General features: G+C 68.0%; 1 protein-coding gene. It reads left to right on the forward strand.

The genetic code is table 11. The features are described from left to right. The first annotated feature begins 22 nt into the window (after positions 1-22). Entirely contained in the window at positions 23-22,375 is a 22,353-nt protein-coding gene (locus ISN38_RS00545) for a non-ribosomal peptide synthase/polyketide synthase (protein ID WP_206712007.1), read from the forward strand. Position 22,376: the final 1 nt, after the last annotated feature.

A 22,376-nucleotide genomic window follows, 5' to 3' on the forward strand; every position in this document is an offset into this window, starting at 1 on the left:
CCCGTTCGATATGCCCCCTGCCGTGACCAATCCCGTGCATCCGCTCAGCTCGGCGCAGCAAGGCGTCTGGCTCGGGCAACTGCTCGCACCGGACCAGCCCAGCTACACCATCGGCTGCGTGATGCACTTCGAAGGCAATCTGCGCCGCGAGATATGGGAACAGGCCGTTGCCGCGGTCGTCGCACGCCATGACGCCCTGCGCACCGTGCTGCTCGAAGGCTCGCCCTTGCCAAGCCAACGGGTGCTGGAGCACTTGCCCTTCGCGCTGCCCTGGCACGATTATTCGGCCGACGCCGATGGCGAACAGCGCGTGCGCGAGCACATCCAGCAGGCGATGACACGGTCGCTCGCGCAGTACGGCCAACCGCTGTGGGACATCCAGTGGCTACAGGCCTCCGCCACCCGCGGCTATTGCCTGTACCTGTGCCACCACCTCATCGCTGACGGCGTTTCCATGGGAATGCTGGCCCGGCAGGTCGTCGATTGCTACAACCAGTGCCTGCGCGGCGAGCCCGACCAGTCGCCTGCTCCGTCCTACCTGCAAGCGCTCGATGTCGACGTGGCGTATATCGGCTCCAGTCGCTATCAGCGCGATCTGGCGTACTGGCGTACATGCCTGAACATGCGACCGGAGCCGCTGCATCCCGCTGCGACGGTCGCGCTCGGCCATCAGCCGAGCGTGCAGTTGAAGTGCGTGCTGGACACTCCGGTGTTCCTGGGCCTGAGCACGCTAGCCGAGCGCCTGGGCGGCTCGTTCACCAGCCTGATCGTCGCCTGCCTGGCCAACTGCCTGGCTCGCCTGGGCAACCATCAGGCGCCGATCGCCATCGGCCTGGCCATCCACAATCGCCACAACCGCATCGAACGCGCCATGTTCGGCATGCTGTCCACGCAGCTGCCGCTCTATCTCGCCGCGGCGCCACGCGCGGACATCGCCACCGCCATGCGCAGCATCGCCGCGCAATTGCGTACGGCGATGCGCCACGCCCGCTTCCCGCTGCAACATGCCCTGCGCGAGCTGGGCGAGGCCGGACAGTTGGCGCCGCGGCCATTCGACGTCAGCGTTTCGGTCGAGGACTTCAGCGCATTTGGTGATGCGCCGATCGCGGACGGCGCCTGGCACATGCTGCCGCTGCACGCCGGCTACGAAGACACCGCGCTGGGCGTGTTCGTCCGGCGCTACAGCCCGCAGCATCCGACCGTGCTGGAGTTCAACGTCAACCCGGACCGGCTGCCCGTACCGCTGGCCGAACAGGCCCTGGCGGCATTGAGGCAGATATTGCTTGCGCTGCTCGATGAGCCGCATGCGCCTTTGTCGCGTCTTCCGCTACTCACATCGTCGCAGCGCGAGCAGGTGCTCTATACGTTCAACGACTGCGCTGGGCAGCCTCCCCGCGACCGCCAGGTGCACCACGCCTTCGAACGCCAGGCCGCCGCTACCCCTAACGCCATCGCGCTGGTTTGCGACGGCGACATGCTCGACTACGCCGCCCTGGAGGCGCAGGCCAACCAGCTCGCGCACCACCTGTGCACGTTGGGCGTGGCCCCCGACGAGCGCGTGGCGATCTGCCTGCCGCGCGGTATCGCCATGGTGGTCGCCGCGTTGGCCACGCTCAAGGCTGGCGCGGCCTACGTGCCGCTGGACCCGGCCTATCCGGCCGAGCGCCAGGCCTACATGCTGCAGGACTGCCAGGCACGGGTGCTGCTGACGACGACGGCAGCGGCGGCGGCGCTGGCCCTGCCGGCCGACCTGATCGTGCTGTACGCCGACGCTGCGCCAGCGGCGTGGCATGGCCTGCCGACCACGCCACCGGCGCGCGCCGGGTCGCCGCAGCACGCGGCCTACGTGATCTACACGTCCGGCTCCACCGGGCGGCCCAAGGGCGTGGTGATGCCGCACGGCCCGCTGCTCAATCTGTTGCAGTGGGAAGCCGGGCATTGCGCCGGGGCCGAACTGCACGCCTTGCGCACCCTGCAGTTCTCCGCGCTGGGCTTCGATGCCAGCTTCCAGGAAATTTTCAGCACCCTCGGCACCGGCGGCACCCTGGTGCTGATCGATGACACGCAGCGGCGCGACGCACATGCCCTGTACCGTCATGTCTGCACCCAGCGCATCGAGCGCCTGTACATGCCATACATCGCCCTGCAGTCGCTGGCCGAGACGGTGCTGGCCGATCCGGCGCTCGATGCGCTGGACTGTCAGCTGAGAAAGGTGCTCACCGCCGGCGAACAGCTGCGCATCACCCCGGCGATCCGCGCTTTCTTCGCCAGGCGCTCGGCGTGTCGCCTGCACAACTACTACGGTCCCACCGAAACCCATGTCGCGTCCGCCCACCTGCTGCCGGCGGATAGCGCGACATGGCCGCTGTTGCCGTCGATCGGCAGCGCCTTGCCGGACACGCCGTTGTACGTACTCGATGCGGGCCGCCAACCATTGCCGGTGGGCGCCACCGGCGAGTTGTATATCGCCGGCGTGCAGGTCGCACGCGGCTATCTGCACCGTCCGGCATTGACTGCCGAACGCTTCGTCCCCGATCCGTTCGCGACTCAACCCGGCCAGCGCATGTATCGCACCGGCGATCTGGCACGCTGGCGCGCCGACGGCGAGATGGAATTCCTCGGCCGCAACGACGATCAGGTCAAGCTGCGCGGCTTTCGCATCGAACCGGGCGAGATCGAAGCGGCATTGCAGGCCTGCCCGGGCGTGCGCGAGGCGGCAGTGCTGCTGCGCGAGGATCGCCCTGGCGACAAGCGCCTGGTCGCCTATCTGGTCGGCGCAGGACTGCAGGTGGAGCATCTGCGCGACCGGCTAGCCGCGCACTTGCCCGACTACATGGTGCCGACGGCGTATGTCGTGCTGCCGGCCATTCCGACCACCAGCCACGGCAAGCTGGATCGCCAGGCCCTGCCTGCGCCGGATGCCACCGCCCTGGCGGTGTCGGACTACGCCGCGCCCGAAGGCGAACTGGAAACCCGGCTCGCCACGCTGTGGTGCGAGCTGCTCGGCGTGGAGCGCGTCGGCCGTCACGACAGTTTCTTCGCCCTCGGCGGGCATTCGCTGCTCGGCGTGCAGCTGATCGCGCGCATCCGCAGTGCGCTGGGCCTGGAGCTGCCGTTGGCAACCCTGTTCGCCCGGCCGCGCCTGGCTGAGCTGGCCCTCGCCCTCGCCCATGCCGCGCCCAGCGGCTTACCGGCCATCGTGCCGGTGCCGCATCCTGAGCCGCTGCCGCTGTCCTTCGCCCAGCAGCGACTATGGGTGCTGGCCCAGTTCGATGCGCGTGCCGACCTGGCGTATCTGATGCCCGGCACCGTGGCCTTGCGCGGCGCGCTGGACGTGGCCGCGCTGCAGCAGGCGTTGGATCGCATCCTCGCCCGCCATGAGGCCTTGCGCACCCGCTTCGTCGCCACCGAGGACGGGGCCGCCCAGGTCATCGACCCTGTCGAGATGGGCGTGCCGCTGGAGTACATCGACCTGCGCCACGCTTCCGATCCCCAGGCCGCCGCCCAGCGCCATGCCGAGCAGGAGACCACCCTCGTCTTCGACCTGGCGCGCGGTCCGCTGCTGCGCGCGCGCCTGTTGCAGCGCGCCGAGGACGATCATCTGCTGCTGGTGACGCTGCACCATCTGGTCGCCGATGGCTGGTCGATCGGCGTGCTGCTGCACGAGCTGGGCGCGCTGTACAGCGCTTTTGCCCAAGGCCAGCCCGATCCGCTGCCGCCGCTGCCGATTCAGTACGCCGACTACACCCTGTGGCAGCGCCGCTGGATCGACGCGACGCTGCTGCAACGCCAGCGCCAGTTCTGGCTCGATCACTTGGGCGATGCGCCGGCGCGGCTGGCCCTGCCCACCGACCGCCCACGTCCGCCCGAGCAGGACTATGCCGGCGCCGCCATCGCGGTGACGCTGGATGCCGCGCGCACCCGGGCGCTGATCGCGCTGAGCCAGCGGCATGGCGCCACACTGTTCATGACCCTGCTCGCCGCCTGGGGCGCGCTGCTGGCGCGCCTGGCCGGCCAGGACCAGGTGGTCATCGGCACGCCCATCGCCCAACGCACGCGTGCAGAGACCGCCTCGCTGATCGGCCTGCTGGTCAACACCCAGGCGCTGCACCTGGACCTGCGCGCCGACCCGTCCGTCGCCGAGTTGCTGGCCCAGGTGCGCGCCACCGCGCTGGCCGCGCAGGCGCACCAGGACCTGCCCTTCGAGCAGTTGATCGAGGCGCTCAATCCGGTGCGCAGCCTGGCCTATTCGCCTGTGTTCCAAGTGATGTTCACTTGGCAGAACACGCCGCACGTCGAGTTGGCGATGTCCGGTCTGCGCAGCGACGTCCTGCCCGGTCCGGCCCGCGATGCCAAGTACGATCTGGATCTGGATCTGCGGCTCGAAGGCGGCTGTATCGTCGGCAGCCTGCGCTTCGCGACCGCGCTGTTCGATGCCGACACGATCCAGCGGCAGTGGGACAGCTTCGATGTCCTGCTCGATGGCATCCTCGGCGACGCGCAGGCGCGGGTAAGTCGCTTGCCGCTGCTCGCGCCTGCACAGCAGCAACAACAACTGCAAGCCTTCCATGCTGGCGATCGTGCCGGCGACACATCCGCGGCCGATCCGTGCACCGTAGCGCAATGGTTCGCGCGGCAGGCCTCGGCCACACCGCAAGCCATCGCCTTGGTCTGTGGCGATGCCACGCTCAGCTACCAGCAACTGGACTGTCGATCCAACCAGTTGGCGCTCCGGCTGATCGCGCTGGGCGCGCGGCCGGATCGCTGCGTGGCGCTGTGCCTGCCACGCGGCATCACGCAGATCGTGGCGGTGCTGGCCGTGCTGAAGGCCGGCGCCGCCTACCTGCCGCTGGAGCCCAGCCAGCCCGACGAACGCCTCGCCGCGGTGCTGGCCGATGCCCAGCCGGTGCTGTTGCTCGTCGACGAGCTTGAGCGCGCAGCGTTCGTTGGCAATCAGTCCACACCAGTGCAGACCATCGCCGCGCTGCAGGCCGCTGCCTCGAACGATCCCGAGCATGCCGCGACGGTGCCGCCACCGCACCCACAGCAGCTGGCCTATGTGATCTACACCTCCGGATCGACCGGCCGGCCCAAGGGCGTGATGGTCGCGCACCACGGCCTGAGCGTGCGCCTGCAGGACCTGATCCACACCTACGGGCTAGGTCCACAGGATCGCGTGCTGCAATTCGCCACGCTGGCCTTCGATGCCTCGGTGGAAGAACTGTTCGGCGCCCTGTGCAGCGGCGCCAGCTTGGTGCTGCGCGATGATGGCTGGCTCGATATCGAGCGGTTCTGGACGCGATGCGCGCAGGCGGGCATCAGCGTGATCGACCTGCCCACCCGCTTCTGGGCAGATCTGTGCGCGCAGTCGCTGGATATCCCAACTTGCGTGCGCCAGGTCATCGTCGGTGGCGAAGCGCTGACGCCGGCCATGCGGCAACGCTGGCTGCAGGGCGCACGCACGCCGCTGCTGGACACCTATGGGCCGACCGAAGCCATCGTGGTGGCCAGCGCCCAGGCCGTGGCCGCCGACGCCCCCATTGGCATTGGCCATCCGCTCAGCGCCACGCGCGCCTATGTGCTGGATCGTGCCGGCCACGCGCTGCCGATCGGCGCGTGCGGCGAACTGCATCTGAGCGGCGTGGCGCTGGCACGCGGCTATCTGGGTCGCCCCGACCTAACCGCCGAACGCTTCGTCCCCGACCCGTTCGCCGACCAGCCCGGCCAGCGCATGTACAAGAGCGGCGATCTTGCCTGCTGGCGCGCCGACGGCACCTTGGACTTCCTCGGCCGCAACGACCGCCAACTCAAACTGCGCGGCTTCCGCATCGAACTGGGCGAGATCGAATCCGCGCTGCGCGGCTGCGCCGGCATCGACGATGCACTGGTGCTGGCGCGCGAGGATCGGCACGACGCCCACCAGTTGGTTGCCTATCTGATCGGCCAGGACATCGCCGTGTCCAGCGTGCACGCGACCCTGAGCGACCGCTTGCCCGACTACATGCTGCCGGTCGCCTATGCAGTGCTGGCATCCTGGCCGCTCACCGCCAGCGGCAAGCTGGACCGGGCCGCATTGCCGGACCCGCACGCGCAGGCCTTCAACGCGCAGGCCTACGCCGCTCCCGAGGGCGAACTGGAAGCCACGCTTGCCGCGCTGTGGAGCGAATTGCTCGGCGTCGAACGGGTCGGCCGCCGCGACAGTTTCTTCGCCCTGGGCGGGCATTCGTTGCTGGCGTTGCGCCTGATCTCGCGCATCCGCAGTACGCTGGGGCTGGAACTGACCTTGGCCGCGCTGTTCGCCCAGCCACGCCTGGCCGAAATGGCCCAGGCCCTGCCCAGCACCGCCGCCAGCCAACTGCCGGCCATCGTGCCGCTACCCCGCGAAGGCGACCTGCCGCTGTCCTTCGCCCAGCAACGGCTGTGGTTTCTCGCTCAGCTCGATGCCCAGGCCGACCTGGCCTACGCGATGCCCGGCGGCGTGGAACTGCACGGCGCATTGGACCTGGCGGCACTGCGGCAGGCGCTGGATCGCATCGTCGCCCGCCATGAGGCATTGCGCACCACCTTCGTGGCCAGCGGCGACAGCGCCATCCAGCGCATCGCCCCAGCCGAGGTCGGCTTTGCGCTGGACTGCATCGACCTGCGCCACGCGCACGATCCCGACGCCGACGCACAACGCCTGGCCGAGCAGGAAGCCAACACGCCCTTCGACCTGGAACACGGACCGCTGATCCGCGGCCGCCTGCTGCGGCTGGCCGAGCACCGCCATCGTCTGCTCGTGACGATGCACCACATCGTCACCGATGGCTGGTCGATCGGCCTGTTGCTGCGCGAACTCGGCGCCCTGTACGCCGCCTTCGTCCAGGGCCAGCCCGATCCGGTGCCGCCACTGTCCATCCAGTACGCCGACTACACCTTGTGGCAGCGCCGCTGGCTCGATGGTCCGCTGCTGCAGCGCCAGCTCGATTTCTGGCGCGACCACCTGGAGGGCGCACCGACGCTGCTGGCATTGCCGACCGATCACCCGCGCCCCGCCCTGCAGGACTACCGCGGCGACAGCGTCGATCTGACCCTCGATGCCGATCTCACCGAGGCCCTGACGGCCTTGAGCCAACGCCACGGCACCACGCTGTTCATGACCGTCTTGGCCGCCTGGGGCGCCCTGCTGGCGCGCCTGTCCGGACAGGACGAGGCCGTCATCGGCACCCCGATCGCCAACCGCACCTGCAGCGAACTGGAACCGTTGATCGGCTTCTTCGTCAACACCCAGGCCTTGCGCATCGACCTGCGTGGCAATCCCTCGGTCGCCGAGCTGCTGGCGCAGGTGCGCAGCACCGCCCTGGTCGCGCAGGACCATCAGGACCTGCCCTTCGAGCAGGTCATCGAAGCGCTCAACCCGGCGCGCCATCTCGGCCATCACCCCGTCTTCCAGGCCATGCTGGTCTGGCAAAACAACGTGGACGTCGCGCTGGATCTGCCTGGCCTGCACAGTCGGGTGCTGGAACAAGACAACGCCACCGCCAAGTTCGATCTGCAACTGACCTTGCAAGTGCAGGACGCACACATCGCCGGCCAGCTCACCTACGCCACCGCGCTGTTCGAGCGCGACACCATCGAGCGCCATCTGGCCCAGTTCGTCGCGCTGCTGCGCGGCATCGTCGCGGATGACAACATCCGCGTGGATCGACTGCCTTTGTCGAGCGCGCTCGAACGCCAGCAGTGGCTGCACATTCTCGCCCGCCAGCACACGACCTTCGACGACGCCCGCTGCCTGCCCGCCGTGTTCGAACAACAGGTCGCCCGCACCCCGCAGGCCATCGCCCTGGTCGATGGCCTGCGTGAACTTTCCTACGCCGAGCTCGATACCCGCGCCAACCGACTCGCGCATCATCTGATCGCCCACGGCGTCGGTCCGGAAGACCGCGTGGCGCTGTTCCTGCAGCGCGGCATCGACCTGGTCGTGGCCATCCTGGCCGTGCTCAAGGCTGGCGCCGCCTACCTGCCGATGGACCCGGCCTATCCCGCCGAACGCCTGGCCTTCATGCTCGACGATGCGCAGCCGCGCCTGCTGCTGGCCGATCGCGAACTGGCTGCCGCGCTGCCCACCGACGCCCGCATCGCCACCGTGTGGATGGATGCCGAGGCCGACGCCTGGGCGCAGCAGCCGGCCCACGCGCCTCAGCGCAGCGACCTGCTGCCGCAACATCCGGCCTACGTCATCTACACCTCCGGCTCCACCGGCACGCCCAAGGGCGTGGTCGTTGCCCATGCTCAGGTCGTGCGCCTGCTGCACGCCACCCGCACCTGCGTCGCACCCACCGCCGGGGATGTCTGGACCCTGTTCCACTCCTGCGCCTTCGACTTCTCGGTGTGGGAACTGTGGGGCGCGCTGGCCCACGGCGGACGCCTGGTCGTGGTGCCGCAGCACACCGCACGCGATCCGGCCGCGTTCCATGCCTTGCTCTGCCAACAGCGCGTCAGCGTCCTAAATCAGACCCCCAGCGCCTTCCAGGCGCTGCTCGATGCACAGCGACACAGCGACTTGCAGCACAACCTGCGCTTGGTGATCTTCGGCGGCGAAGCGCTGCAACCGGCCACCCTGGCGCCGTGGTTCGCCCAGCACGGCCAGCGCACGGCGCTGATCAACATGTACGGCATCACCGAGACCACCGTGCATGTGACCGCGCATGCGCTCACTCCGCAAGATGCACAACGCGCCGGGCAGAGTCTGATCGGCGCACCGCTGGCCGATCTGCGCGCCTATGTGCTGGCAAGCGACGGCCAGTCCCTGCCGATCGGCGTGGCCGGCGAACTGCACGTGGCCGGCGCCGGCCTGGCACGCGGTTATCTGGGCCGTCCTGGCCTGACCGCCGAGCGCTTCGTCCCCGATCCGTTCGCAGAGCACCACGGCGAGCGCATGTACAAGACCGGAGACCTGGCGCGTTGGCGTGCCGACGGTAGCCTCGAGTATCTCGGCCGCAACGACGAGCAGGTCAAGCTGCGCGGCTTCCGGATCGAACTGGGCGAAATCCAGGCCGCCTTGCGCAGCTGCGAAGGCGTACGCCAGGCTGCAGTCGTCGTGCGCGAAGACAATACCGGCGACAAGCGCCTGGTCGCCTATGTGGTCGGCGACGACGAGGTCGTCCTCAATGCCGAAGCGTTACGCACCCAGCTCGGCGCCCGTCTGCCCGACTACATGCTGCCTGCGGCCTATGTGCCGCTCGCCGCGCTGCCGCTCACCGCCAACGGCAAGCTCGATCGCCGTGCCCTGCCGGCGCCAGACGCCGACGCACTCGCCACTCAGGCCTATGTGGCTCCCGAAGACGAGCGCGAAATCCTGCTGGCCGACTTGTGGCACGAGCTGCTCGGCGTCGAACGCGTCGGTCGCTACGACAACTTCTTCGCCCTGGGCGGACATTCGCTGTTGGCGGTGCGGCTGATCTCGCGGATTCGCACCTCGCTCGGCCTGGAACTGCCCTTGGCTACGGTGTTCGCCCAACCGCGTCTGGCCGATCTGGCCCAGGCCCTGGACAGCGTCGCCGCCAGCGCACTGCCGGCCATCGTGCCCGCCGACCGCGGGCAACCGCCGCCGCTCTCCTTCGCCCAGCAACGCCTGTGGTTCCTCGGCCAGCTCGATGCCCAGGCCGACCTGGCCTACCTGATGCCCAACGGCCTGCGCCTGCACGGCACATTGGATCGCCAGGCCCTGCGTCAGGCGTTGGACCGCATCGTCGCCCGCCACGCCACCTTGCGTACCCGCATCGCCCTGCACCAGAACGAACCGGTGCAGATCATCGACGCCGACAACGTCGGCTTCCGGCTCTGCGAGCACGACCTCGGCACCTCTCCCGATCCAGAAGCCCAGGCACGGATCCACGCCGAACAGGAAACCCAGACCCCCTTCGATCTGGCCCACGACACCCTGGCACGCGGCCAGTTGCTGCGCCTGGGCGAGGACGACCATGTCCTGCTCGTCACCCTGCACCATCTGGTTTCCGATGGCTGGTCCATGAGCCTGCTGGTCCGCGAACTGAGCACCCTTTACGCCGCCTTCGCGCTTGGCCAGCCCGATCCGCTGCCACCGTTGCAACTGCAATACGCCGATATCGCCGTGTGGCAACGCCGCTGGATCGGCGGCCAGATCCTGCAACGCCAGCGCGACTTCTGGGTCAAGCACCTGCATGACGCACCGCCCCTATTGGAACTGCCCACCGATCGGGCTCGCCCACCGAGACAGGACTATCGCGGCGCGATGGTGGACTTTGTCCTCGACGCCGAGTTGACCGCGGCACTGAAAACCTTGAGCCAGCACCACGGCGCCACGCTGTTCATGACCCTGTTCGCGGCTTGGGGCGTGCTGCTTTCGCGCCTCTCCGGCCAGGACCAGGTGGTCATCGGCACCCCGGTGGCCAATCGCCATCGCAGCGAGTTCGAACCGCTGATCGGCCTGTTCGTCAATACCCAGGCCCTGCGTATCGACATGCGCGGCAATCCCTCGCTTGCGGAGCTGCTGGCCCAGGTCCGTGCCAACGCGCTGGCCGCGCAAGAACATCAGGATCTGCCCTTCGAGCAGGTCATCGAAGCGCTCAACCCGGAACGGGGTTTGTCCCACCACCCGGTGTTCCAGGTCATGTTTGTCTGGCAGAACACGCCCGACAGAGACATCGTCCTGCCGGGACTGGAACTGCACCCGATGCAGCAAACGCTGGCCGTGGGCAAGTTCGACCTGGACGTGACGCTCGAAGAACGGCACGGTTGCATCGTCGGCAGCCTGGGCTATGCCACGGCGCTGTTCGATCGCAGCAGCATCGACCGCCACCTGGCCCAGTTCGTGACGCTGCTGCGCGGCATGCTCGTCGACGACAGCGTCCGCGTCGGTCGGCTGCCGTTGTTGCCGGCTGGCGAACATACCCAGTTGCAAGGCTTCAATGTCACCGCGAACGACCTGGGCGGCACCGGCTATCTGCACCGCCAGATCGAAGCGCAGGTACAACGCACGCCGCAGGCCATCGCCGTGGTGGAAGCGCACGTGGAGCTCACTTACGCCGAGCTCGACGCGCGCGCCAATCGACTTGCCCATCACCTGATCGCGCTGGGCGTGGCACCCGAGGACCGCGTGGCGCTCTGCCTGCCGCGCAGTCTCGATCTGATCGTGGCGCTGCTCGCTGTCCTCAAAGCAGGAGGTGCCTATCTGCCGCTGGAGACCGACGCACCGCCCGCGCGCCTGGACGGCATGCTCGCCGATGCGCGCCCAAGCGTCTTGCTAACCCGGCGCGATACCGCTGCAACGCTGGCGCCACGCGACGACCTGCACACCGTGCTGCTGGATGCCGAACCGGCTGCATGGACCTCGGCTCCCGCACACGCTCCGATCGTGACGGCGTTGCACCCAGAGCATCCGGCCTACGTCATCTACACCTCCGGCTCCACCGGAAAGCCGAAGGGCGTGGTCAACACCCATGCCGCCATCGACAACCGCCTGCAGTGGATGCAGCAAAAACTACAGCTGCAACCCGAACAGCGCGTGTTGCAGAAAACCCCGGTCGGCTTCGACGTGTCGGTGTGGGAACTGTTCTGGCCGCTGCGCGTGGGCGCGCGTCTGGTGCTGGCGGAACCGGGCGGTCATAAGGATCCGGCGTATCTGACCGACCTGATCGAACAGGCCGGCATCGACACCGTGCACTTCGTGCCCTCGATGCTGCGTGCATTCCTCGAGGCGCTGCCGGACGGCGCATGCGCCAGCCTGCGGCGCATCGTCTGCAGCGGCGAGGCGCTGCCGGCGGATCTGGCGCGTGAGGCACGGGAGCGCCTGCCACAGGCGCGCCTGTACAACCTCTACGGCCCGACCGAAGCAGCGGTGGACGTCAGCGTCTGGGAATGCACCGCGGCCGACACCCACAGCGTGCCGATCGGCCGGCCGATCGCCAATACGCAATTGCACGTACTCGATGCACAGCGGCAACGCTCGCCCATCGGCGTGGCCGGCGAACTGCAGATCGCCGGCGTGCAGCTGGCGCGCGGCTATCTGGGCCGTCCCGATCTGACCGCCGAACGCTTCGTCCCCGATCCGTTCGCCGAACAACCCGGCCAGCGCATGTACCGCACTGGCGATGTGTCCCGCTGGCGTGCTGATGGCGCGCTGGAGTACCTCGGCCGCAACGATCACCAGGTCAAACTGCGCGGCGTGCGCATCGAACTGGGCGAGATCGAAGCGGCCTTGCGTGGCTGCGACGGCGTGCGTGAGGCGGTCGTCATTGCCCGCGACGACACCGGCGAACAGCGCCTGATCGCCTATTTGGTCGGCGACGCAAAGCACCTCGCGGCCGACGCACTGCGCACGCAACTGGCAGCACGCCTGCCCGAGGTCATGCTGCCCAGCGGCCACGTGTGGCTCGATGCCTTGCCGCTGACCGCCAATGGCAAGCTCGATCGCCGCGCACTACCGGCGCCGGATGCCGACGCGCGCGCCGTCCAGGCCTACGCCCCACCCGAAGGCGAGCTGGAGCCCCTGCTCGCCACGCTGTGGAGCGAGCTGCTCGGCGTCGAACAGATTGGCCGCCACGACAGTTTCTTCGCCCTTGGCGGACATTCGCTACTCGCTGTGCGGCTGATCTCGCGGATTCGCACCTCGCTCGGCCTGGAACTGCCCCTGGCCACGCTGTTCGCCCAACCGCGCCTGGCCGATCTGGCCCAGGCACTGCTGCACGCCGCCACCAGCACGCTGCCGCCCATTGTGCCGGCCGACCGCAGCAAGCCGCTGCCGCTATCCTTCACCCAGCAGCGGCTGTGGTTCCTGGCCCAGCTCGACGTCCAGGCCGACCTGGCCTACCTGATGCCCAACGGCCTGCGTCTGCACGGCCAGCTCGATCGCCACGCCCTGCGCCAGGCGCTGGACCGCATCGTCGCCCGCCACGAGACCTTGCGCACCCGTATCGCCCTGCACAACGACGAACCAGTGCAGCTCATCGCCGCCGACAACGTCGGTTTTCCGTTGCGCGAACACGATCTCAGCGCCTGTGCCGACCCCGAACGTCAGGCGCAACACCACGCCGAACAGGAAACCCAGACCCCCTTCGATCTGGCACGCGACACCCTGGCACGCGGCCAGTTGCTGCGCCTGGGCGAAGACGATCATGTCCTGCTCGTCACCCTGCACCATCTGGTTTCCGATGGCTGGTCGATGGACCTGCTGGTCCGCGAACTGAGCACGCTCTACGCCGCCTTCGCGCTTGGCCAGCCCGATCCGCTGCCACCGTTGCCACTGCAATACGCCGATATCGCCGTGTGGCAACGCCGCTGGATCAGCGGGCAGATCCTGCAACGTCAGCGCGAGTTCTGGGTTGAGCACCTGCATGACGCACCCACCCTGCTTGCGCTGCCCAGCGACCGGCCACGACCCGCGTTGCAGGATTCCCGTGGCGACATGGTGGCATTCGCCTTGGATACGGAATTGAGCGCGGCACTGAAGGCGCTCAGCGAGCGCCATGGCACCACCCTGTTCATGACCGTGCTTTCCGCCTGGAGCGTGTTGTTGGCACGCACGTCCGGCCAGGACCAGGTAGTCATCGGCACACCGGTCGCCAACCGCCACCGCAGCGAGTTCGAACCGCTGATCGGCCTGTTCGTCAACACCCAGGCCCTGCGTATCGATCTGCGTAGCAATTCGTCCGTCGCCGAGCTGCTGGCCCAGGTCCGCGCCACCGCGCTGGCGGCCCAGGACCATCAGGATCTGCCGTTCGAGCAGGTGATCGAAGCGCTCAATCCCGAACGCAGCCTGGCCCACCACCCGGTGTTCCAGGTCATGTTCGCGTGGCAAAACGCTGCATCGGCCGACCTGACCCTGCCCGGCATCCGCCTGCAGCCTCTCCAGTCGCAGGGCCACAACGCCAAGTTCGATCTGGAACTCTTTTTGGGCGAGGACGAGAACCAGGACTGCATCGTCGGCAGCCTGGGCTACGCCACTGCGCTGTTCGATCGCAGCAGCATCGAACGCCACCTGGCCCAGTTCGTGGCGCTGCTGCGCGGCATGGTTTCCGCCGAACCTGCACACATCGCGCAATTGCCGCTGTTGCCGCCAACCGAACGGGCGCAACTGCAGCGTTTCAACGCCACTGAATCCGACCTGGCTGACAGCGGCTATCTGCACCGCCAGATCCAAGCGCAGGCGCAACGCACGCCGCAGGCCATCGCGCTGGTCGACGGCGAGGTCGAACTGACCTACGCCGCGCTCGAAGCGCGCGCCAATCAACTTGCCCATCACCTCATCCATCTCGGCGTGGTCGCCGAAGAGCGCGTGGCGGTCTGCCTGCCACGCGGCGTCGATCTGGTCGTCGCCTTGCTGGCCGTGCTCAAGGCCGGCGGCGCCTATGTGCCGCTGGACCCGGTCTATCCGCCCGCACGCCTGGACTTCATGCTCCAGGACAGCGCGGCGCGCTGCCTGCTCACCCACACCGCGTTGGCCGATCTGCTGCCGGGCAACCAGCTCGCGCGCGTCTGGATGGACGACACCGCCAGCTGGGCCATGCACCCCGTGCACACCCCGGCGGTGCAGGACGTCAGCCCGCACCACCTGGCGTATGTCATCTACACCTCCGGCTCCACCGGACACCCCAAGGGCGTGATGATTTCCCATCACGCGCTGACCCAGTTCCTGGCCGCGCTGCAGATCCAACTGCCACTGTCGCCCGAGGACCGCCTGCTGGCGGTCACCACCGTCTGCTTCGATATCGCCGGTCTGGAACTGTTCGCCCCCTTGGTCCACGGCGCTCGCGTGGTCATCGCCGGCGACCAGGCGATCCAGGATCCTGCCTACTGGTCGCAATTGCTGGACTGGCACGCCATCTCCGTGCTGCAGGCCACCCCGGCGTTCTGGCAGATGCTGCTGGACGCCGGCTGGCAGAGCCGTCCGGGGCTGCGCCTGCTTTGCGGCGGGGAAGCCTTGAGCCAGGAACTCGCGCAGCGCCTGCGCATCGGTGGCGGCCAACTGTGCAACCTGTACGGACCGACCGAGGCCACCATCTGGGCCAGCCTGCACCCGGTGCTTGGCGATGACACCGGGAACGTCGTACCACTGGGCCGACCGCTGACCAATACCCAGCTGTGGGTGCTCGATACCTCTCACCAGTTGGTCCCGCTGGGCGTGGCCGGCGAGCTGTATATCGCCGGTCCGCAACTTGCGCGTGGCTATCTCGCCCGCCCGGATCTGACCGCCGAGCGCTTCGTCCCCGATCCGTTCGCCGAGCACCCCGGCGAGCGCATGTACCGTACCGGCGACCTGGCCCGCTGGCACGCCGACGGCGTGCTGGAGTCGCTCGGCCGCAACGACGCGCAAGTCAAGATCCGTGGCTTTCGCATCGAACTGGGCGAGATCGAAGCGGCCTTGCGCGCCTGCGATGGCGTGCGCCAGGCGGCGGTGGTCGTGCGCGAGGACAACGGCGACAAGCGCCTGATCGCCTATCTGGTTGTCGACGACGAGGTCATCCTCAATGCCGACGCGTTGCACACCCAGCTCAGCGCCCGTCTGCCCGACTACATGCTGCCGGCCGCCTATGTGCAGCTCGCGGCGCTGCCGCTCACCGCCAACGGCAAGCTCGATCGCCGCGCACTGCCCGCACCGGATGCCGATGCGATCGCCACTCAGGCCTATGTGGCTCCCGAAGGCGAACGCGAAGCGCTGCTGGCCGACCTGTGGCACGAGCTGCTCGGCGTCGAACGCGTCGGTCGCCACGACAACTTCTTCGCCCTGGGCGGACATTCGCTGTTGGCGGTGCGGCTGATCTCGCGGATTCGCACCTCGCTCGGCCTGGAACTGCCACTGGCTGCGCTGTTCGCCCACCCGCGCCTGGCCGATCTGGCCCAGGCCCTGGACAGCGCCGCCGCCAGCACCCTGCCGGCCATCGTGCCAGCCGACCGGGGTCAACCGTTGCCACTGTCCTTTGCCCAGCAACGGCTGTGGTTCCTGGCCCAGCTTGATGCTCAGGCCGACCTGGCCTACCTGATGCCCAACGGCCTGCGCCTGCACGGTAAGTTGGATCGCCACGCCCTGCGTCATGCACTGGACCGCATCGTCGCCCGCCACGAGACCTTGCGTACCCGCATCGGCCTGCACCAGGGCGAACCGGTGCAGATCATCGACGCCGCCGACGTCGGCTTCCCATGCTCGGACCACGACCTCAGTACCTCTCCCGATCCAGAAGCCCAGGCACGGATCCACGCCGAACAGGAAACCCAGACCCCCTTCGATCTGACCCACGACACCCTGGCACGCGGCCAGTTGCTGCGCCTGGGCGAGGACGACCATGTCCTGCTGATCACCCTGCATCACTTGGTCTCCGATGGTTGGTCCATGGGCCTGCTGGTCCGCGAACTGAGCACCCTCTACGCCGCCTTCGCCCAAGGCATCCCCGATCCGCTGCCACCGTTGCCACTGCAGTACGCCGATATCGCCGTATGGCAGCGACGCTGGATCAGCGGCGAGGTGCTGCAACGCCAGCGGGAGTTCTGGGTCGAGCGCCTGCACGACGCACCCACCCTGCTTGCGCTGCCCGCCGATCGGCCACGACCCGCGCTGCAGGATTCCCGTGGCGACATCGTGACATTCGCCTTGGACACGGAGTTGAGCGCAGCACTGAAGGCGCTCAGCGAGCGCCACGGCACCACCCTGTTCATGACCGTACTCTCCGCTTGGAGCGTGTTGTTGGCACGCCTGTCCGGCCAGGATCAGGTGGTCATCGGCAGCCCGGTGGCCAACCGCCATCGCAGCGAGTTCGAACCGCTGATCGGCCTATTCGTCAACACCCAGGCCCTGCGTATCGACCTGCGCGGCAATCCCTCGCTTGCAGACCTGTTGGCCAAGGTCCGTGCCAACGCGCTGGCGGCCCAGGACCATCAGGATCTGCCGTTCGAGCAGGTGATCGAAGCGCTCAATCCCGAACGCAGCCTGGCCCACCACCCGGTGTTCCAGGTCATGTTTGCGTGGCAAAACGCTGCATCGGCCGACCTGACCCTGTCCGATATCCGCCTGCAGCCTCTCCAGTCGCAGGGCCACAACGCCAAATTCGATCTGGAACTCTTTTTGGGAGAGGACGAGCACCAGGACCGCATCGTCGGCAGCCTGGGCTATGCCACGGCGCTGTTCGATCGCAGCAGCATCGACCGTCACCTGGCCCAGTTCGTGACGCTGCTGCGCGGCATGCTCGCCGGCGACAGCGTCCGCGTCGGTCGGCTGCCGTTGTTGCCGGCTGGCGAACATACCCAGTTGCAAGGCTTCAATGTCACCGCGAACGACCTGGGCGGCACCGGCTATCTGCACCGCCAGATCGAAGCGCAGGTACAACGCACGCCGCAGGCCATCGCCGTGGTGGAAGCGCACGTGGAGCTCACTTACGCCGAGCTCGACGCGCGCGCCAATCGACTTGCCCATCACCTGATCGCGCTGGGCGTGGCACCCGAGGACCGCGTGGCGCTCTGCCTGCCGCGCAGTCTCGATCTGATCGTGGCGCTGCTCGCTGTCCTCAAAGCAGGCGCGGCGTACCTGCCGCTGGACAGCGACGTGCCGCCCGCGCGTCTCGACACCATGCTCGCCGATGCACGGCCCCGCGTGCTGCTGGCCCATCGCGAGACCGCGGCACTGCTAGCGCAATGCGCTGATCGGCACAGCGTGCTACTGGACGCCGACGCCGCGTTGTGGGCCACCACTTCCACGCAAGCGCCCACGGTGGCACTGCACCCGCAACACCCTGCCTACGTCATCTACACCTCCGGCTCCACCGGAAAGCCGAAGGGCGTGGTCAACACCCATGCCGCCATCGACAACCGCCTGCAGTGGATGCAGCAAAAACTACAGCTGCAACCCGAACAGCGCGTGTTGCAGAAAACCCCGGTCGGCTTCGACGTGTCGGTGTGGGAACTGTTCTGGCCGCTGCGCGTGGGCGCGCGTCTGGTGCTGGCGGAACCGGGCGGTCATAAGGATCCGGCGTATCTGACCGACCTGATCGAACAGGCCGGCATCGACACCGTGCACTTCGTGCCCTCGATGCTGCGTGCATTCCTCGAGGCGCTGCCGGACGGCGCCTGCGCCAGCCTGCGGCGCATCGTCTGCAGCGGCGAGGCGCTGCCGGCGGATCTGGCGTATGCAGCACTGGAGCGCCTGCCACAGGCACGCCTGTACAACCTCTACGGCCCGACCGAGGCGGCGGTGGACGTCAGTGTCTGGGAATGCACCGCGGCCGACACCCACAGCGTGCCGATCGGCCGGCCGATCGCCAATACGCAATTGCATGTGATCGATGCACAGCGGCAACGCTCGCCCATCGGCGTGGCCGGCGAACTGCAGATCGCCGGCGTGCAGCTGGCGCGCGGTTATCTGGGCCGTCCTGATCTGACCGCCGAACGCTTCGTCCCCGATCCGTTCGCCGAGCAGCCCGGCCAGCGCATGTACCGCACTGGCGATGTGGCGCGCTGGCGTGCCGACGGCGCGCTGGAGTACCTCGGCCGCAACGATCACCAGGTCAAACTGCGCGGCGTGCGCATCGAACTGGGCGAGATCGAAGCGGCCTTGCGTGGCTGCGACGGCGTACGCGAGGCAGTCGTCATTGCCCGCGACGACACCGGCGAACAGCGCCTGATCGCCTATCTCGTCGGCGACACGCTAGCCGTGACCCCTGCGCTGCTGCGAACCCAGCTCCGCACACGCCTGCCCGACTACATGCTGCCGGCTGCCTACGTGCAACTCGATGCCCTGCCGCTGACCCCGAACGGCAAGCTCGACTCCCGCGCCCTGCCGGCGCCGGACGATCAGGCGCTGGACCTGCACCTCTATGTCCCCCCGCAGGGCGAGCTCGAACACGTGATGGCTGCGCTCTGGAGCGAGCTGCTCGGTGTCGAACAGGTCGGCCGCAACGATGACTTCTTCGCCCTGGGCGGCCACTCGCTGCTGGCGATCAAACTGATCGAACGCCTGCGCCGGCTCGGCTGGCACTTGGATGTACGCAGCCTGTTCAGCACGCCGACCCTGGCGAGCCTGGCGGCAGAGTTGGCGGCGGCATCAGACGTGATCGTCCCGCCCAACCGCATCGGTCCAGCCTGCACCCGCATCACCCCGGACCTGCTGCCGCTGGTCGAACTGACCCAGGCCGAGATCGACGCGATCGTGGCCACTGTCGCCGGTGGGGTGAGCAATGTGCAAGACATCTATCCTCTGGCCTCGCTGCAGGAAGGCCTGCTCTTTCATCACCTGGCCAATCCGCTCGCCGACCCCTATCTGCATTCTGTCCTGCTCAGTTTCCCGTCACGCGACCAGCTCGATGCGTTCCTCGACGCGCTCGATCAGGTCGTGGCCCGCCACGACATGCTGCGCACCGGCTTCGCCTGGCAAGGCCTGCCTGCACCGGTGCAGGTGGTCTGGCGCCAGGCCTCGCTCGCGCGTCGCCTGCATGTCTTCGACGGACCCGACCCTGCCGCTGAGTTGCAGGCCTGGATGCACGCACCGGCCGCCGCGCTCAGCGTGCAGCATGCGCCGCTGATCCATGCACACCTGGCCGACGACCACGCCGCCGGACGCTGGCTGCTCGGCCTGCAGCACCATCACCTGGTGATGGACCACACCACCCTGGAACTGGTCATCGAGGAAGTGCAGGCGCACTTGAGCGGAAGCCAGCTGCATCTGCCCGCGCCACTGCCGTTCCGCGATTTCATCGCCCACGCACGCAGCGGAATGTCCGAGCAGGACCACCAGGCCTTCTTCACCGAGATGCTCGGCGATATCGACACGCCCACCGCGCCGTTCGGCGCGCTCGCTCCGGTGCACGGCCCAGCCGCGCTGCAACGGATCCAGCGGCCGCTGCCCGCAGCGCTGGCCAATACGTTGCGCGCACAGGCACGACGCCATGGTGTCAGTGTCGCCAGCATCTTCCATCTGGCCTACGCCCTGCTGCTGGCCCGCAGCAGCGGCCGCGACGAGGCGGTGTTCGGTACCGTGCTGTTCGGCCGCATGCATGCCAGCGCCGGCGTGGACCGCGTGCTGGGCATGTTCCTCAATACCTTGCCGATCCGCCTGGGCGGCGCACACGACAATGTGCTGCAGGCTGTGCGGCATACCCAGCTGTGCCTGGCCCGCCTGCTGCACCACGAGCATGCGCCGCTGGCCCTGGCCCAACGTTGCAGTGCGGTGGACCCGACGCTGCCGCTGCTCAACGCCATGCTCAACTACCGTTATGCCGGCGGCAGTAACGTGCTGGACGACGAAGCCCATCCGCACCACGACGCCTTGCGCGAGGTACAGCAGCTAGGCGGGCAGGAGCGCACCCATTATCCGCTGGCGGTGTCGGTCGACGACCGCATTGCCGACGGCGGCTTCCACTTGGATGTGCAGTGTGTGGAACAGATCGGCAGCGAACGCGTGGCGGCGCTGCTGCTGCAGACCTTGGAGGCGCTGGTACACGCGCTGGAGCATATGCCGGAGACGGCATTGCATGCGCTGGACTTATTGCCCGCCGAAGAGTGTGCGCAGCTGCAGCGCTTCAACGCCACCGCCACCGATCTCGACGGCACGGGCTACCTGCATCGCGCCATCGAAGCGCAAACGCAGCGCACGCCCGACGCCATCGCCGTGGCCGACGACCACGGCATGCTCAGCTATGCCGACCTCGATGCCCGCACCAACCAGCTCGCCCATCATCTGATCGGCCTGGGCGTGGTGCCGGAAAGCAGTGTCGCCGTGTGCCTGCCGCGCAGTATCGACCTGGTCGTCGCCCTGCTGGCGATCCTCAAGGCCGGTGCGGCGTACCTGCCGCTGGACAGCGACGTGCCGGCCGCGCGTCTCGACACCATGCTCGCCGATGCGCGGCCCCGCGTGCTGCTGGCCCATCGCCAGACTGCGGCGCTGTTGACGTCACGCGACGATCGGCACAGCGTGTTGCTGGACGCCGATGCGGCGTTGTGGGCCTGCGCTTCCACGCAAGCGCCCACGGTGGCACTGCACCCGCAGCATCCGGCCTACATCATCTACACCTCCGGCTCTACAGGCACGCCCAAGGGCGTGGTCAACACCCACGCCGGTATCGACAACCGCCTGCAGTGGGGACAACAGGCCATGGACCTGCAACCCGAGCAGCGCGTCCTGCAGAAGACCCCGGTCGGCTTCGACGTGTCGGTGTGGGAACTGTTCTGGCCGCTGCGCGTGGGCGCGCGTCTGGTACTGGCGCAACCGGGTGGTCACAAGGATCCGGCCTACCTGATCGACCTGATCGAACAGGCCGGTGTCGACACCGTGCACTTCGTGCCCTCGATGCTGCGTGCATTCCTTGATGCCTTGCCGGACGGCGGATGCGCGAACCTGCGGCGCATCGTCTGCAGCGGCGAGGCGCTACCGGCGGATCTGGCGCATGCAGCACGGGAGCGTCTGCCGCAGGCGCGCCTGTACAACCTCTACGGCCCGACCGAAGCGGCGGTGGAAGTCAGCGTCTGGGAATGCACCGATATCGATACCGACGCCAGCGGCGTGTCGATGGGCCGACCGATCGCCAATACGCAATTGCACGTGCTCGATGCACAGCGGCAACGCTCGCTCATCGGCGTGCCCGGCGAACTGCAGATCGCCGGTGTGCAGCTGGCACGCGGCTATCTGGGCCGCCCGGACCTGACGGCCGAACGCTTCGTGCCCGATCCGTTCGCAGAGCAGCCCGGTCAGCGCATGTACCGCACCGGTGATCTGGCCCGCTGGCGTGCCGACGGCGCACTGGACTACCTCGGTCGCAACGACGATCAGGTCAAGCTGCGTGGCGTGCGCATCGAACTGGGCGAGATCGAAATCGCCTTGCGCGGCTGCGCTGGCGTGCGCGAGGCGGCGGTCGTGGCACGCGACGATCTGCCCGGCGATACCCGCCTGGTCGCCTATGTCGTGGGCGACGATGACGCCGTCAGTGCCGACACCTTGCGTACCCAACTGGCCGCGCGTCTGCCCGATGTGATGGTTCCAGCGACCTACATGCAACTGGACAGCCTGCCGCTGTCATCCAACGGCAAACTCGATCGTCGCGCCTTGCCGGTACCGGAGGCCGACGCGCTCGCCACACAGCTCTACGTGCCCCCCGAGGGCGAGCTGGAAACCCTGCTGGCCGCACTGTGGTGCGAGTTGCTCGGCCTCGAACGCGTCGGTCGCCAAGACAACTTCTTCGCCCTTGGCGGACATTCGCTGCTGACGGTGCGCTTGTCCGCAGCGATTCGCCGAGACCTGCAATGTGATGTGCCGATCCAAAGCTTGTTCGCGCAACCGACGCTGCAGCAGATGGCCTATCTGGTCCTGAGCACGCGTCTGGAGCAACTGCAAGCCGCCGACGCCGCGGACTTTCTCTCCAAAGCCAAACTGGAACGCTAAA

This window comes from Xanthomonas translucens pv. undulosa, assembly GCF_017301775.1.
Taxonomy (GTDB): Bacteria; Pseudomonadota; Gammaproteobacteria; order Xanthomonadales; family Xanthomonadaceae; genus Xanthomonas_A; species Xanthomonas_A translucens.